The sequence below is a fragment of the Acidibrevibacterium fodinaquatile genome (genome assembly GCF_003352165.1).
Taxonomy (GTDB): Bacteria; Pseudomonadota; Alphaproteobacteria; order Acetobacterales; family Acetobacteraceae; genus Acidibrevibacterium; species Acidibrevibacterium fodinaquatile.
On sequence record NZ_CP029176.1, the window covers coordinates 1,853,556 to 1,866,416 of the forward strand.

The 12,861-nt window shown below is 66.2% G+C and carries 13 protein-coding genes; 2 read left to right on the forward strand and 11 right to left on the reverse strand.

Annotated features, from left to right (window positions below; genetic code table 11):
• Positions 1-13: 13 nt before the first annotated feature.
• The 4 genes from DEF76_RS08860 to DEF76_RS19310 all read right to left on the reverse strand — a co-directional run bounded on the left by DEF76_RS08860 (position 14) and on the right by DEF76_RS19310 (position 4,361).
• Positions 14-1,033, reverse strand: coding sequence for an aspartate-semialdehyde dehydrogenase (locus DEF76_RS08860; protein ID WP_114912029.1), 1,020 nt, complete (start codon positions 1,031-1,033; stop codon positions 14-16).
• Between the two features lie 235 nt (positions 1,034-1,268).
• On the reverse strand, positions 1,269-2,480 hold the full coding sequence (locus tag DEF76_RS08865; protein ID WP_162800570.1) for a beta-propeller fold lactonase family protein: 1,212 nt from the start codon (positions 2,478-2,480) through the stop codon (positions 1,269-1,271).
• A gap of 60 nt (positions 2,481-2,540) precedes the next feature.
• The gene (locus DEF76_RS08870; RefSeq protein WP_408842837.1) at positions 2,541-3,446 is read right to left on the reverse strand and encodes an alpha/beta hydrolase; all 906 of its coding nucleotides are present in this window, start codon (positions 3,444-3,446) and stop codon (positions 2,541-2,543) included.
• Positions 3,447-3,581: 135 nt separating this feature from the next.
• The gene (locus DEF76_RS19310) at positions 3,582-4,361 is read right to left on the reverse strand and encodes a hypothetical protein (protein WP_162800401.1); all 780 of its coding nucleotides are present in this window, start codon (positions 4,359-4,361) and stop codon (positions 3,582-3,584) included.
• Between the two features lie 311 nt (positions 4,362-4,672).
• On the opposite strand from DEF76_RS19310, the gene DEF76_RS08880 reads away from it, so the two are divergent.
• Positions 4,673-5,017: an FtsB family cell division protein gene (locus DEF76_RS08880; RefSeq protein WP_114912033.1), complete on the forward strand. Its 345-nt coding sequence runs from the start codon at positions 4,673-4,675 to the stop codon at positions 5,015-5,017.
• 212 nt (positions 5,018-5,229) lie between these two features.
• On the forward strand, positions 5,230-5,829 hold the full coding sequence (locus DEF76_RS08885) for a hypothetical protein (protein ID WP_162800571.1): 600 nt from the start codon (positions 5,230-5,232) through the stop codon (positions 5,827-5,829).
• A 173-nt stretch (positions 5,830-6,002) separates the two neighbouring features.
• On the opposite strand, the gene DEF76_RS08890 is transcribed toward DEF76_RS08885, so the two are convergent.
• The 7 genes from DEF76_RS08890 to DEF76_RS08920 all read right to left on the reverse strand — a co-directional run bounded on the left by DEF76_RS08890 (position 6,003) and on the right by DEF76_RS08920 (position 12,819).
• On the reverse strand, positions 6,003-7,226 hold the full coding sequence (locus DEF76_RS08890) for a restriction endonuclease (RefSeq protein ID WP_114912035.1): 1,224 nt from the start codon (positions 7,224-7,226) through the stop codon (positions 6,003-6,005).
• Positions 7,227-7,440: 214 nt separating this feature from the next.
• A complete protein-coding gene (gene epmA, locus DEF76_RS08895) occupies positions 7,441-8,430 on the reverse strand; it encodes an EF-P lysine aminoacylase EpmA (protein WP_114912036.1) in 990 nt (329 codons plus the stop codon).
• 31 nt (positions 8,431-8,461) lie between these two features.
• Positions 8,462-9,040 carry a 50S ribosomal protein L9 gene (gene rplI, locus DEF76_RS08900; RefSeq protein WP_114912037.1) on the reverse strand — a complete coding sequence of 193 codons (579 nt, stop codon included), beginning with the start codon at positions 9,038-9,040 and terminating at the stop codon, positions 8,462-8,464.
• A 10-nt stretch (positions 9,041-9,050) separates the two neighbouring features.
• Positions 9,051-9,326 (reverse strand): 30S ribosomal protein S18, encoded by a 276-nt coding sequence (gene rpsR, locus DEF76_RS08905; RefSeq protein WP_114912038.1) that lies wholly within the window; start codon positions 9,324-9,326, stop codon positions 9,051-9,053.
• 5 nt (positions 9,327-9,331) lie between these two features.
• Positions 9,332-9,808, reverse strand: coding sequence for a 30S ribosomal protein S6 (gene rpsF / locus DEF76_RS08910; RefSeq protein WP_114912039.1), 477 nt, complete (start codon positions 9,806-9,808; stop codon positions 9,332-9,334).
• Positions 9,809-9,951: 143 nt separating this feature from the next.
• Entirely contained in the window at positions 9,952-11,514 is a 1,563-nt protein-coding gene (locus tag DEF76_RS08915) for a heparinase II/III family protein (protein WP_240319182.1), read from the reverse strand.
• Positions 11,515-11,565: 51 nt separating this feature from the next.
• Positions 11,566-12,819, reverse strand: a complete 1,254-nt coding sequence (locus DEF76_RS08920) for an RsmB/NOP family class I SAM-dependent RNA methyltransferase (RefSeq protein WP_114912040.1) — start codon at positions 12,817-12,819, stop codon at positions 11,566-11,568.
• Positions 12,820-12,861 lie beyond the last annotated feature (42 nt).

Genomic DNA, 12,861 nt, shown 5'->3' on the forward strand with positions numbered 1-12,861 from the left:
AATCAGCGCGCGCTTATTTCGCCAGCAATCCTTCGGCGATCAGGGTTTCGGCGATCTGCACCGCGTTCAGCGCCGCGCCCTTGCGGAGATTGTCGGCGACACACCAAAAGCCGAGGCTGTTGGGCCGCGTCGGATCGCGGCGCAGGCGGCTGACGAACACCGCATCCTCGCCCTGGCATTCGAGCTGCGTCGTGTAGCCACCATCCTCACGCTTGTCGTAAAGCTCGACGCCCGGCGCCCGCGCGAGCAAAGCGCGCGCTTCGTTCACGCTGACCGGATTGTCGAACTCGACATCGAGCGCCTCGCCATGGCCGATGAACACCGGAACACGCACGCAGGTTGCGAAAACCTGGATGTCGGGGTCGAGGATCTTGCGGGTCTCGACCACCATTTTCCACTCCTCCTTGGTCGCGCCGTCTTCCATGAAGCGGTCGATCTGGGGGATGCAGTTGAAGGCGATTTCCTTGGTGAATTGCTCGGGCTTGCTGGAGTCGGCGACGAAAACCGCGCGGGTATGGGCGTAGAGTTCGTCCATCGCCTCCTTGCCGGCGCCGGAGACCGATTGATAGGTCGAAACCACCACGCGGCGGACCCGGAAGCGATCGTGCAGCGGCTTCAGCGCCACCACCATCTGGATGGTGCTGCAATTGGGGTTGGCGATGATGTTGCGTTTGCGGAAATTCTTGAGGTGATGCGGGTTGACCTCGGGCACCACCAGCGGCACGTCCGGCTCCATGCGGAAATGGCTGGTATTGTCGATGACGACGCAGCCGCTGGCCGCAGCCCGCGGCGCGTGTTCGGCGGAGACCGCAGCCCCAGGGCTGAATAAACCGATGTCCCAGCCGGAAAAATCGAATTTTTCCAGGCTTTGGACACGAAGCGTGCGGTCGCCGAAGGAAACTTCGCTTCCCGCCGAGCGGCCGGAGGCGAGTGCCGCGATGTCGGCGACGGGGAATTTGCGCTCGGCGAGGGTTTTGAGCATTTCGCGCCCGACCGCGCCCGTTGCCCCAACCACCGCGACTTTGTAGCCCATTATCCGCTCCTTGCGCCCACGGGCGGCCGGCCCGCCCGAGATTGGCATAGCCAAAGGCGGGTTTCCCGGCAAGGACAGGGCGGGGGAGGGCAGAAAAAGAAGGATCGTTCTTTTTTGAAAAAAAGAACCAAAAAACTTTCATCTGAGGGACAGCGCCGGCGGCGCTGTCCTGGGAACAACGTCTTTTTGCTTCTTTTTCTTCAGAAAAAGAAGGGTCTTCCCGCCCCTCGGCGCGTCAGGGCCAGGGCGTGGCGATCGCCGCCGGCCCGCCGGGGACGGGGATTTTCACTCCGGGGATCAATTTGCCGCCGTGCCAGCGGAAAACCTGTATTTCGTGCTCGCGCATGTTCTGGACCAGGATCAGCCGCCCATCGCGCGAAAATGCGACCCCCTGCGTCCAGCCGCCATCGCTTGCCTCGGCGAGTTTGCGGAGCCGCGTGCCGGCGCTGGTCAGGCCGCGCGTCGGCGCTTTCTCGACGGCATAGAGGCTAAGCACGCCGCCCGGGTTGAAAAACGGAGTTCCCGCCGGCTTCAGCGTGCCGTTGATGGCGTTGACCGCGAGGTATTTGCCATCGGGCGAGAATTTCACCGCCTCCGGCCCGTTGGGCACGCCGATCGTGTCGATGGTGCGCGGCGGCTGGGCGGTGAGATCGATCAGGCTCACGGTATCGACGTCGCCATCGCTGCGGCCGACATTGCTGACCGCGGCGAGGGTGCCGGCGGCGTTGGTGTCCATGGTGTCGGGCGACACGCCGGTGGTGATCGGGCGCGGATCGAGGCTGAGCTTGCCACCGGCGACATGCACGAGGCTCACCATGTGATCGCCGAGGCGGCTTACCAGAATGAAACTGCCATCATGGGAAAAGACGATCCCGACCGGCTGGGATTTCGGGTTGTCGAGGGCGAATTTGCCCGCCGGCTCGAGATGCATGCCGTCGATCGCGAAAATCGAAATGGTGCCCTCGAAACGGTTGGCAACCAGCGCCATGCGTCCATCCGGCGAGATCCGCACCGCCGAGGCGCCGGCGCCGGCATGAAGGGTCTCGACCACGCGCGGCGGCGAGGATGTGAGATCGACGACGGAGAGCCGGTCGTCGGGTGATGTGCCGTCGGCCTTGGTTGGATCGGCCTTGGTCGAGGCGGTGACAAGCGCAAAGCGCGCATTGGCCGAGATCGTGACCGCCATCGGCGGGCCAACGTCGCTGAACGGAACCGCGAGCGAGGCGGTAAGACGCGGCGGCATCACCGAAAGATCGATGACCGAGAGTGTGTCGGGCTTGGCATCGCGGATGCCGAGCATTTTGCCGTTGACGATGGTGGTGTGATTGTCGTTCGCCGAAAGCGCAAAATCCGCCGCCGGATCGGCGGCACGCGCTGGCGGTGCGAGCGTGAGCCAGGCTGCGGCCGCGGCCCCACCCAACAGCGAAGCCAACCGGGGCGTATACATGGCTTTCCTCCTCCCCTCGGATTTTCTCATCGCCTTCTATAACGCCAAAGTCTGGCGCCGTCAGCGGGCAAACGCGATCTTGAGGGCGGCCGCGATCATCGCCACCGCTTCGTTCGCGGCCGGGATGAGTTTGCCCATGGTGAGAAAGCCGTGGATCATGCCCTCGACCCGCACGCGGGTGACCGGAACACCGGCGGCGGCGAGGCGGGCGGCATAATCCTCGCCCTCGTCGCAGAGCGGATCATAGCCGGCGGTGAGCACCAAGGCCGGCGGCAGATCGGCGAGCGAGGTGGCGCGGAGCGGCGAGACCCGCCAATCGGCGAGATCCTCGGCGCCGCGCAGATAATGGCCGAGAAACCATTTCATCGTCGGGCGGGTGAGCAGCAACCCTTCGGCGAAGCGCTCATGCGAAGGATGGCTCATGGTGGATTCGGTCGCGGGATAGATCAGCGTCTGCTGGATGAGCTTTGGGCCATCGCGGTCGCGAGCGTCGAGCGCGACCACGGCCGCGAGATTGCCGCCGGCACTGTCGCCGCCGACCGCAAGCCGCGCCGTGTCGATGCCGAGTGTCGCGCCGTGGGCTGCGATCCAGGCGGTGGCGGCGATGGCGTCTTCGACGGCGGCGGGAAATTTATGCTCGGGCGCGAGCCGGTAATCGACCGAAACCACCGCGCCCCCCGAACCGTTGGCGATTTGGCGGCAGACCACGTCATGGGTGTCGAGATCACCGATCACCCAGCCGCCGCCATGGAAGTAAATCAAGGCCGGGAGCGTCGCGTTTGGCGCGCTGCCGAGCGGGCGATAAAGGCGCGCCGGGATGGCGCCGCCTTCGCCGATTTTGATGTCGCGCACCGCGCCCATCTCCGGCGGCTCGGGGGCGAGCACGGCGCGGGCATTGCGGGAGAATTGCCGCGCCTCCGCCGGTGCCAGCGTCTCATAAGGCGGGCGCCCGGAAAGGCGGATCATTTCCAGAACCTTGGCGGCATGGACGTCAAGCGGCATTGGCGTTTCCTCCTCCTGTGATCTCCGCCCGCGGCGCGGGTGTGACCAAGCGCCGATTTCGGGCCATTTCGGGCCAAATGGCAAGCCGGGCGACGTTGGTTATTGGGTATCGTCTCCTGGCAGGCCGAATCCGGGCGGTGGCGTGTAGCCTTGCTGAGGCGCATAGCCGGGCGGGGGCGCATAGCCATTGTTCGGCGGATAGGCGGGCGGGGGCGGTGGTGGGGCATAGCCTTGTTGCGGTGGGGCGTAGCCTTGCGCCGGCGCATAACCCGACGACGGGGCATAGCCGTAATTCTGCTGGTAGCCATAATTGGGGGGATAATTCGGCGGCGGATAAGTGGGCTGATAAGTGTAATTGGGTGGGGGCGCGTAGACCGGCGGGGCCGTGGCGTAAGTGGGTGCGCTATATTCGACTGGGGCCGGGGCGAATAACGGCGGGCCGAACACCACCGGTGGCGGCGCCATCACCACAGCCGGGGCGTAGATCGGCGGCGCAAAAATGATCGGCGGCGGTGACGCGATGAAGGCGCCGAGGCCGATGCCGAGCCCCAACCCGCCGACGAACAGACCCGGCCCCCACCAAGGCGCCCAGCCGCCCCAGCCGAAGCCGCCGAACCCCCACGGCCGCCCCCAGGGACCACCCCAGCCGCCGCGCCAGCCGCCCCAGCCGCCGCGCCATCCGCCCCAGCCGCCGCGCCAGCCGCCGTAGCCGCCATGCCAGCCGCCAAAGCCGCCATGATAGCCCCCGAAGCCGCCGTGCCAGCCGCCGCCGCCGCCGTGCCAGCCACCGCCGCCGTGCCAATCAGCCTCGACCGGTGTTGCGATCAAAACGGCCACGCCGAAACCGATCGCGGCAAGGGGGGAAAATTTGCGAGGCATCGATCGTCTCCTTCGTTCCCGGCGTGACTATCGTCTCACCCGGGGATGGCTTGGGGAATTAAAGCGCGGCCCCCCACTCAGACAGCCGCAGGACTCCAAAATTGCGCCATCCAGCGGTGGGAAATCTAGCCCAGGGATGATGGCGAGGAGCGGGCGGATTTGTATCTTTTTGTTAAGGCTTATCGGCGAAGATCACCCTCGGTCCCTTCCTTGCCGTCATCCGCGCGGCTATGGTGGAAACCAAGCTTCAGCGCTCGCCCCCGCCACGACACGGGTTACACGACACGGGTTACACGACACGGGTTATCGGTATGTCTCTCTCACTCATCCGTTTGCGCCACTCCCTGAAACGCGAAGCGAAAGCCGCGCTGCCGCCGCTCCTGTTCCTGACCCTCGCCGGATATTTCGCCTGGAATGCCACCCGCGGCGATCTCGGTCTTCGCGCCTATGCCGCGCGAGAGCAAGATCTCGCCCGCGCCGAGGCAGTGCGGGCAGAGGTTGCGACAGAGGTCGCGACCTGGCAGCGCCGGGTCGCCGCCCTGCGCCCCGAGCATCTCGATGCCGACGTCATCGATGAGCGCGCCCGCGCCATGCTCAACCTCGCCGATCCGGCCGACATCGTCGTCCCCTACGGCAGTCTCGGGCCGGCGTTCTGAAACCCTGAGTGCGGCAGGAACGCGATAGCCAGCGATATCGCCCGCCGCGCATGCGTGGGACGGCATTTGCCGGTCGCGGCTGAGCAGGCTGGCGGAGAGGCTTGACCGGAGCCAGCTTGCTCGGCCATTTTCTCTTGCCCGGTTCATCCCCGCCGGTCTGTGATTCGGGCCATGTCTCCGCCCCCCATTCTGACGGCAGGATGATCCCGCGCATGCGATATTTGCTCCGCCTCACCCTCCTTCTCGCGCCGCTCTCGCTGCTCGCCGCGTGCTCGCACACGGCGTCGGAACCAAGCTACCCGTTGCTGCGCTATAACTACCTGACGCCGCTCCATCTCAATGTCGCCAGTGTCGAAATCGACGATAGCTGGGTGCCGTCCGATCAATCCGATGTCGCCCGCCTCTCGCCCGAGCCGCCCGAGGATGCGCTCAAACAGATGGCGCATGACCGGCTGATCGCGAGCGGCAATAGCGGGCGGGCGGTGTTCAAGGTGGAAGACGCCTCCATCCGCCGCGAAGGCCCATGGCTCTACGGCCATCTCGCGGTGCAACTGACCATCACCGGCAATGGCACGGGCGGCCAGTCGAGCGGCTTCGCCGAGGCCGCGGTGGCGCGCAACGTCGCGGTGCCGGAAGAAGGCGGTGACACCGCGCTGCGCCAGACCCTCTACGACATGACCAAGGCGATGATGGACAACATGAATGTCGAGTTCGAATACCAGGTGCGGAAATCACTCCATGACTGGCTGCAAGACACCAGCCCGTCATCCACCGCAGTGCCGCCGCCGGTCGCCGCGCAGCCGCTGAATTGAGCGGGGGAGGGGAGAGGATTTTTTAGGAAAGACCAAAAACATGGAAAAATGTCGTTTTTGATTTAGCACTTCGACCTAATCCGGTCAAAGAGTGGCTATTCCACTAGACGAAGAAGTGGGTTTCCATAGTTATTTCACGCGTCGGAGATGCTCGCTGTGCTCACCAAACCCGACTAGTCGCTGAGATTGAAATGGCAGGGCACGCCATTCCATGGGTAATATAGCCGTGAACCATCCCAATACCGAACACGGCCGCCCTCCTTCGCACGCGTGACCCTCCACACCTTATCGAAGGTGAAATAAGAGATCGTCGCAGCATCGAGTTTCGGTATATGCGTGCCTCTTTGCCCATAGCCGTCATGGGTAAGTATCGCTTTCGGCAGCCCCATCAACAGCGCTGCATGTTTCGTCTCTTTGAGCACGAGCGCGAACCAGTTGTCGGTCATGTTCCATCCACCCGAGGCATGGACGATCCGAGGATCAGTGCGCCCGGCAACGTCAGAAATCAAACGCGCGACATATGATGGTGCGATCAGAGAACACTTGTCAGCGATGATTCCCTTGCTTGCCTTGGCGCACCACTGAGCAACATCCTCTGCAGCCGCTAGTTCGAGGTAGCCGCTTGTCCGCGCTGCCCAGCGCTGTGAAACTGGTGCATAGGAGGACGTTGTAACGAAGAGGGTTTTGTTGGCTTTTTCAAGACGTCCGACCCCGTACAGCGCCGCGACCTCAGTTTGTCCAACCTTTCGCTTGGGTGCGTAACGTTTTGCCTGGACCAGCGTGAGCACGTCGCCCAATGGTGCGCGCTGGACGAGCCGAAGATCGACCCCCTCATCGCCGCGACCGGGACCAAGAAACGCCTCGAATCCTTGGTTCTGGAATATCCGAAACAGGAGAGTCTCGAAGTCGCGCCAAGCGAGGCGCTGCAAATCCTCAGGCCGCTTGGCAAACTGCTCGTAGAGTTCATGATAGACATCGGCGGTGTCTTCCTTGATCAGGCTACAAACCCACTGCCAGTGGAAATATGATGCGAAAGCTTCGGCAAGCTCGGCATCCTCTGCATAAATCTTCATAGTAACGCCATCGTAATTTCCGTAGCTATAGCCGAGTTCACTAAGATATTCGCTAAATGCGGGCTCAAGGCCGTCGGGGTCTTCGCCGCTTAGCACGGTGTACATTGGACCTTCGCACCAGAACATGGTGACGACAGGTGGTACGGAAGGCTCGCCGCCTACATGGTCGAGGTATGCGTGAAAGCCGCAATCGGACCATAGGTCGCGAGCCTCCATCCATGCTTGCAGTGCGCCTTCGACTCTGCGGATTTCCGCCTCGAGTTCTTGATCCGACCAATGGTGCCCCGGCGCTGGAGGCGAAGGATGCCGTAGCACCCGGCCCATGGCAGTACAACTCCTTTTCTTCACGCTGCACTCTGCGTTACAGTTTTACCCTCGGAATTCCGCCGTTATGCTAATGGGGGAGATGAAGCGGAAGCCACAGAAACATTCTTTTGTAATTATAATCTGGAAACGAGATGAAAGAAAGCCACTCAAGGCTGAAATTCAAAATGAGATACTACCAACGACTTTCGTCTTGTAAGGCGCACCGCCGGCTTCATAGCCAGAGGACGTCATTGATGTCACTCGCGCCGGCGGCGATCATCGCCAGGCGATCGAGGCCGAGCGCGATACCGGCCGCCGGCGGCATGCCATGCGCGAGGGCGGCGAGAAAATCCTCGTCGAGCGGCCATTCGGCGCTGCCATAAAGCGCCGCGCGGCGGGCGCGGTCGGCAAGGAAGCGCGCACGTTGCTCGGTCGCGTCAGTGAGTTCGACAAAAGCGTTGGCGAGTTCGATGCCGCAGACGAACAGCTCGAAACGCTCGGCAACCCGCGGATCGGCCGGATCGCGGCGCGCCAAGGCCGCCTGCGCCGCCGGCCAATGGGTCAGAAAACTCGGCCGCGCCCGGCCGAGATGAGGCTCGATCCGGCCAAGCAGCAAGCGGAAAAACAAATCCTCCCAGGACTCGCCCGGCCGCAGCCGCTCGCCGCTCGCCGCCGCCAGCGCCGCCGCATCCTCCCCGCAAGCCAGCAGATCCGCGCCAATATGGCGGGCGAAGGCTTCGGCGACGGTGATCCGCTCGTAATCGGCGAGATCCGTCGTGACCCCCCGACACTGCACGACGGGCGGCAACACCGCACGGAGCAAGGCATACGTCTCGGCGATCAGGGACTCGAGGGAAGCGCCCGGGCGATACCACTCGAGAAGGGAAAATTCCGCCGCATGCAACGCCCCGCCCTCGCCATTCCGCCATACCCGGCTGATCTGGAAAATCGGCCCGGCGCCGGCAACGAGCAGCCGCTTCATGGCGAATTCCGGGCTGGTGTGGAGATAAAGCCGCTCGCGCCTACCCTCGGGAGAGAGGCGCTCGGTCGCAAACGCGCGAAGATGCACCTCCTCGCCCGGCGCCGGCACGGCATAGGGGGTTTCGACCTCCCAATAGCCGCGGGCCTGGAAAAAAGCCCGGACCGCGGCAACCAGCCTCGCGCGGCGGCGCAGGAAAGGGAGCCGGTCGGCGAAGCGGTCGGGGTGCCAGCGCGGCGTCATGCCCCCGGCGGCCGCTCGCCTCCGGTCGCGCTCAGGCCGCCGAGGCGGCAGGTGTCTCGCCGGCTTCTTCCGCCATCGCGAGGTCGGCCTCGGCATCCTCCTCGGCGCGGGCATCGGCGCCGATCGCCTCGCCGCGGATTTGCTTTTCGGCTTCCTCCGGGCTCCGCGCGACGTTCACCGTCACCGTGATCACGACTTCCGGATGCAGCGCAACCCGTACCGGCTTGAGGCCAAGGGTCTTGATCGGATGCTCGAGCACGACCTGCGAGCGATCGATGGAAAGCCCGCTCTCGCCGCAGGCCGCAGCGATGTCACGCGCCGAGACCGAGCCATAGAGGCTGCCCGAATCGCCGGCTTGGCGGATGATCACCACCGAAAGCCCGGCAACCCGCTCGGCAACCCGCTCGGCCTCCTCGCGGCGCTTCAGATTTTGCGCTTCGAGCTCCAGGCGTCGGCTCTCGAAATAGGCGAGATTGTCCTTGGTCGCGCGCAGCGCCTTTTTCTGCGGCAGCAGGAAATTGCGGGCATAGCCGGGCCGCACTTTGACCACGTCGCCCATCTGGCCGAGCTTTTCCACCCGTTGCAGCAGGACGAGTTCGATGTGTGCCATCCTCGCCTCCTCAGCTCAGCACGTAAGGGAGTAGGGCGAGAAAACGGGCGCGCTTGATGGCGCGCGCCAGCTCGCGCTGCTTCTTGCCGGAGACCGCCGTGATACGGCTCGGGACGATCTTGCCGCGTTCGGAAAGGAAGCGCGACAGCAGGCGCACATCCTTGTAATCGATCGTCGGCGCGTTCGGGCCGGAAAACGGACAGGCCTTGCGCCGGCGATGGAACGGCCGGCGGGCACCGACAGCGGTGCGGCGGGCCGCGGGGTTGGTTTCAGCGCTTTCGGACATTGCTCTTACTCCTCACCATGGCCGGCATGGTCGTCGATCATCAAATCGCCGTCGCCGCGCGCGCGATATTCCTCGCGGTCATCGAAGCCGCCGCGCCGGCGGCCGCTATCGAAGCGCCCGGGCGGCTTCGGGCCGCGAAAGCCGCGGTCGCGGTCCTCGCCGCGACGCGACAGAATGGCGGACGGCGCGTCGTCGATCGCCTCGACGCGGGTGGTGAGAAACCGCAGCACGTCCTCGTTGAGGCGCAATTGCCGCTCCATCTCGTTCACCGCCGCCGCCGGCGCGTCGAGGCCGAGCAGCATGTAATGGCCCTTGCGGTTCTTCTTGATGCGATAGGCGAGGCTACGCAGGCCCCAATACTCGCGCTTCTTGACGGCGCCGCCATCGCTCTCGAGCTGAGCAGCGACATGGTCGGCAAGCGCGTCCACCTGTTGTTGCGTGACTTCGCTGCGCGCAATCAGCACGCATTCGTATAACGGCATCCTCTACTCCCTATGGCTCCTCGGCCCACACGATGCGGGCATAGCCGGCTTGGGTGCCACCTCGCCGGCAGGGTCGGCGAGGCGTTTGGCACACCGCGCCCCATCTGGCAATCAGAAACCGTGGCGGCGCGGCCGATCCGGGTTCACCCGACCTTGGTGATCGCCCATTTGACGAGTTGCGGGCCGTCCGGCCCGCTGCTCAGCACGATCTGCTCGGCGCGCCGCGGCGTCTCGCCGCCGAGATAGATGCTCTCTTCGAGCGCGATCCGCACGCCCTCGGCGCGGAGCCGCCAGAAACTGCCCGTGGGCAGCCGGATCAGCACGCCCTCGCCATCCTGTTGCAGGCTCGCCGAGACACTCGGATGGAGGTGGAAGCGAATGGCGAAAGGCTGCGGGACGGCCGCTTCCACCGCGTCCTCGCCGCGCAGATCCTCGCCACTTTCGGCGAGATAGAGGCGGCGGCGATGGAGCGCCCCATAAACCCGCCACCAGCCATCATGGCTCGCCGCCAGCCAATGTGCGCCGGAGGCTTCCTGACGCTCGACCTCGACCCGTTCCGGCCGCCGGCCGAGCCCCTCGGGACGCAGTTCGGCGGAGCTGGTATCGGCGATGATGAGGGTGGAGTGGGCGGCGCTGGCGCGGACGGCGTCGAACCATTCGCCACCCGGCGGGGCGGCCCCGCAATTGACGATCATGCGCTCGCGCCCGACCGAGAATTCGAACGCCAAGGTGCCGGCATGGGCGCGGCGATCAATCCCTGCCGGCGCCGGCTTGCCGCCATCGAGGAGAACCAAGCCGCGCCCCGCCTGCAAGCGGTGAAACCCGCCCTCGAACAGGGTCGAAACCGGGCGCCCGCCGCGACCGGCCAGGGCAAGGACGAGTTCGATCAGCGCCGGGTCGCCCTCGCTGCTGCCATTGAACAGCGCGAGCCCGCCATCGCCATGGCGCAGCGTCCGCAACCCGACCGCAAGCCGCTCGATCGCTGGCGCCAGCGCCGCCGGCGGCAGCACTTGCGCGCTTTGCAGGAGGGCGCGGATTTCGGTCAGATCCTGCAACGCGCGGAGCTGCGTCGCCGGGCTCCGCTCGACATGGCAGCCATCACCGAGCATCTGGCGGCCGATCTCGGCGGGAAGGAAGCGCAGCGCGCGGCCGAGAAACCCGAGCGGCTCGGGCAGCGCGACGCCGGCCGCAACCAGGCCCTTGAGCGCGGTCAGAGCCCGCCCGCCCATGTCCTCGGCCGGGAGATCCCGGGCCAGCGCGCGGGTATCGGCGAGGAGGCGGGCCATCAGCCGCTGGCGAAATTCCTCCTCGGCGCTGGCGGCGAAGAAGTCATAATGGCCGAGCCAGGCGGTGATACGGGTGCCGGCGAGATCGGGGCGGCGGGCGAGCGGATCGGCGGGGTTGGCGGCGATGAAGGCGCTGACCAGGGCGCGGGCGCGCAATCGCGCGGAATCGGTGCCGAGCGCGCGAAGATCGCGAAGCCAGGAAAACCCGAACGCGTCGATGCCAAGGGCGCGCCACGCCGCCGCGCCGGCGGCGGTGGCGTCGCCGCGGAGCAGCCGCGCACCTTGTCCGGCATCGCCCGGCCAGGGGTCGCGCACCGGCAACAGCGGCGCGTCCGGCACCCGCATCGGCCGCAATTGCGGCAGCGTCGCCACCGCACGCCGCGCCTCGCGCAGCCAGCGCCGCGGATCAAGCCCGCTCATCGCGGGAATTCCGCCATTCCGGGAAGCGAATCGGGAGTGCTCACGCTTCTATCATAGCCGGATCAGCCGCGCCGCAAAGAAGCCATCCATGCCGCCTTGCGCCGCCCAGAGGCCGGGATGGGTGCGCAAATCGCCCGCCTCGGTCAAGGCTTCGGCGAGGAAGGGCAATTCGTCGGCGCCGATCGGGGCGCGGCGGAGGGGAAGGCGGCCGAGCGCTGCTTTGATCCGCGCCAGCCCCTCCTCCGGCTGGAGCGAGCAAACAGCATAGAGCAGCCGGCCGCCCGGCTTGAGCAGGGTGCAGGCGGCATCGAGCAGCGCGTCTTGCGCCGCGATCATGGCGTCGAGATCGCGTGGGCTGCGCAGATGCGGGATTTCGGGATGGCGGCGGATGGTGCCGGTCGCGCTGCACGGCGCATCGAGCAACACGGCATCGAAGCGCCGTCCCGGCCGCCAGGTCAGGGCATCGGCGTTCACCAGTTCGGCATCGAGGTGAAGGCGCGCGAGGTTTTCCGCAAGACGCGCCAAACGCGCCGGCGCCCGCTCGACCGCCGTCACCCGCGCGCCGGCAAGCACCAATTGCGCCGTCTTGCCGCCGGGGGCGGCGCAGAGATCAGCGACCTCTTGCCCCGCAAGCGGGCCGAGCAGGCGGACGGGGAGGGCGGCGGCGGTGTCTTGGACGAAGAAATTGCCCTCCCGGTAGCCGGGCAGCGCGGTGACTTCGCTCCCCGGCGGCAGCCGGAGACTGCCCGAGGGCAAAATCTCGCCCGCCGGCAAGGGCGAAACGCCGGGGAGGGGGGTGAGATCGAGCGGCGGGTCGTTCTGATGGCCGAGGGCGATCGCCCGCGCCGCCTCGCCCCAGCTCGCCCAGAGCCAGGGCGGCGTGTCGAGACGCGGCGGGTCGAGGGACTCGAGCGCCGCGCCGCCATCGCTTGCGACCCGGCGCAAGACCGCGTTCACGAGCCCCGCGAAAGCGCCAAAACCGGCGCGCCGGGTAAGCGCGACCGCGGTCGAGACGGCGGCGTGCGGCGGCGTTGCGAGGAACAGGAGGGCGGCGGCGCCGAGGCGGAGCGCATGCCGCACCGTGACCGGCGGGGCGCGGCGGAGATGCGCATCGAGCACGGCGTCGAGGGTGCCGAGCCGGCGCAGCACGGTCGCCGCCAAGCGATGCGCGGCTGCCCGATCGCGCCCGTCGCCACCAGGGAGGGCATGGAGCGCGGCATCGAGGGTGCGATGGCGGTCGAGAGTCTCGGTCAGCAGAAAAAGCGCGCTGTCGCGAGTCGGATCCGGCGGCGGGGTTTCGGGCATGGCGTGTTCATGGCGCGGTTTTGCCCGAAAGGACAAGAGCTA

Excerpts from the sequence above, each read along its gene's own strand:
- DEF76_RS08865 (WP_162800570.1), bottom strand. The coding sequence starts at position 2,480 with ATGTATACGCCCCGGTTGGCTTCGCTGTTGGGTGGGGCCGCGGCCGCA.
- rplI (WP_114912037.1), bottom strand. The coding sequence starts at position 9,040 with ATGGCACACATCGAACTCGTCCTGCTGCAACGGGTGGAAAAGCTCGGC.
- DEF76_RS08860 (WP_114912029.1), bottom strand. The coding sequence starts at position 1,033 with ATGGGCTACAAAGTCGCGGTGGTTGGGGCAACGGGCGCGGTCGGGCGC.
- DEF76_RS08870 (WP_408842837.1), bottom strand. The coding sequence starts at position 3,446 with ATGATCCGCCTTTCCGGGCGCCCGCCTTATGAGACGCTGGCACCGGCG.
- epmA (WP_114912036.1), bottom strand. The coding sequence starts at position 8,430 with ATGACGCCGCGCTGGCACCCCGACCGCTTCGCCGACCGGCTCCCTTTC.
- rpsF (WP_114912039.1), bottom strand. The coding sequence starts at position 9,808 with ATGCCGTTATACGAATGCGTGCTGATTGCGCGCAGCGAAGTCACGCAA.
- DEF76_RS08890 (WP_114912035.1), bottom strand. The coding sequence starts at position 7,226 with ATGGGCCGGGTGCTACGGCATCCTTCGCCTCCAGCGCCGGGGCACCAT.
- DEF76_RS08915 (WP_240319182.1), bottom strand. The coding sequence starts at position 11,514 with ATGAGCGGGCTTGATCCGCGGCGCTGGCTGCGCGAGGCGCGGCGTGCG.
- DEF76_RS08885 (WP_162800571.1), top strand. The coding sequence starts at position 5,230 with ATGCGATATTTGCTCCGCCTCACCCTCCTTCTCGCGCCGCTCTCGCTG.
- DEF76_RS08920 (WP_114912040.1), bottom strand. The coding sequence starts at position 12,819 with ATGCCCGAAACCCCGCCGCCGGATCCGACTCGCGACAGCGCGCTTTTT.
- rpsR (WP_114912038.1), bottom strand. The coding sequence starts at position 9,326 with ATGTCCGAAAGCGCTGAAACCAACCCCGCGGCCCGCCGCACCGCTGTC.
- DEF76_RS08880 (WP_114912033.1), top strand. The coding sequence starts at position 4,673 with ATGTCTCTCTCACTCATCCGTTTGCGCCACTCCCTGAAACGCGAAGCG.
- DEF76_RS19310 (WP_162800401.1), bottom strand. The coding sequence starts at position 4,361 with ATGCCTCGCAAATTTTCCCCCCTTGCCGCGATCGGTTTCGGCGTGGCC.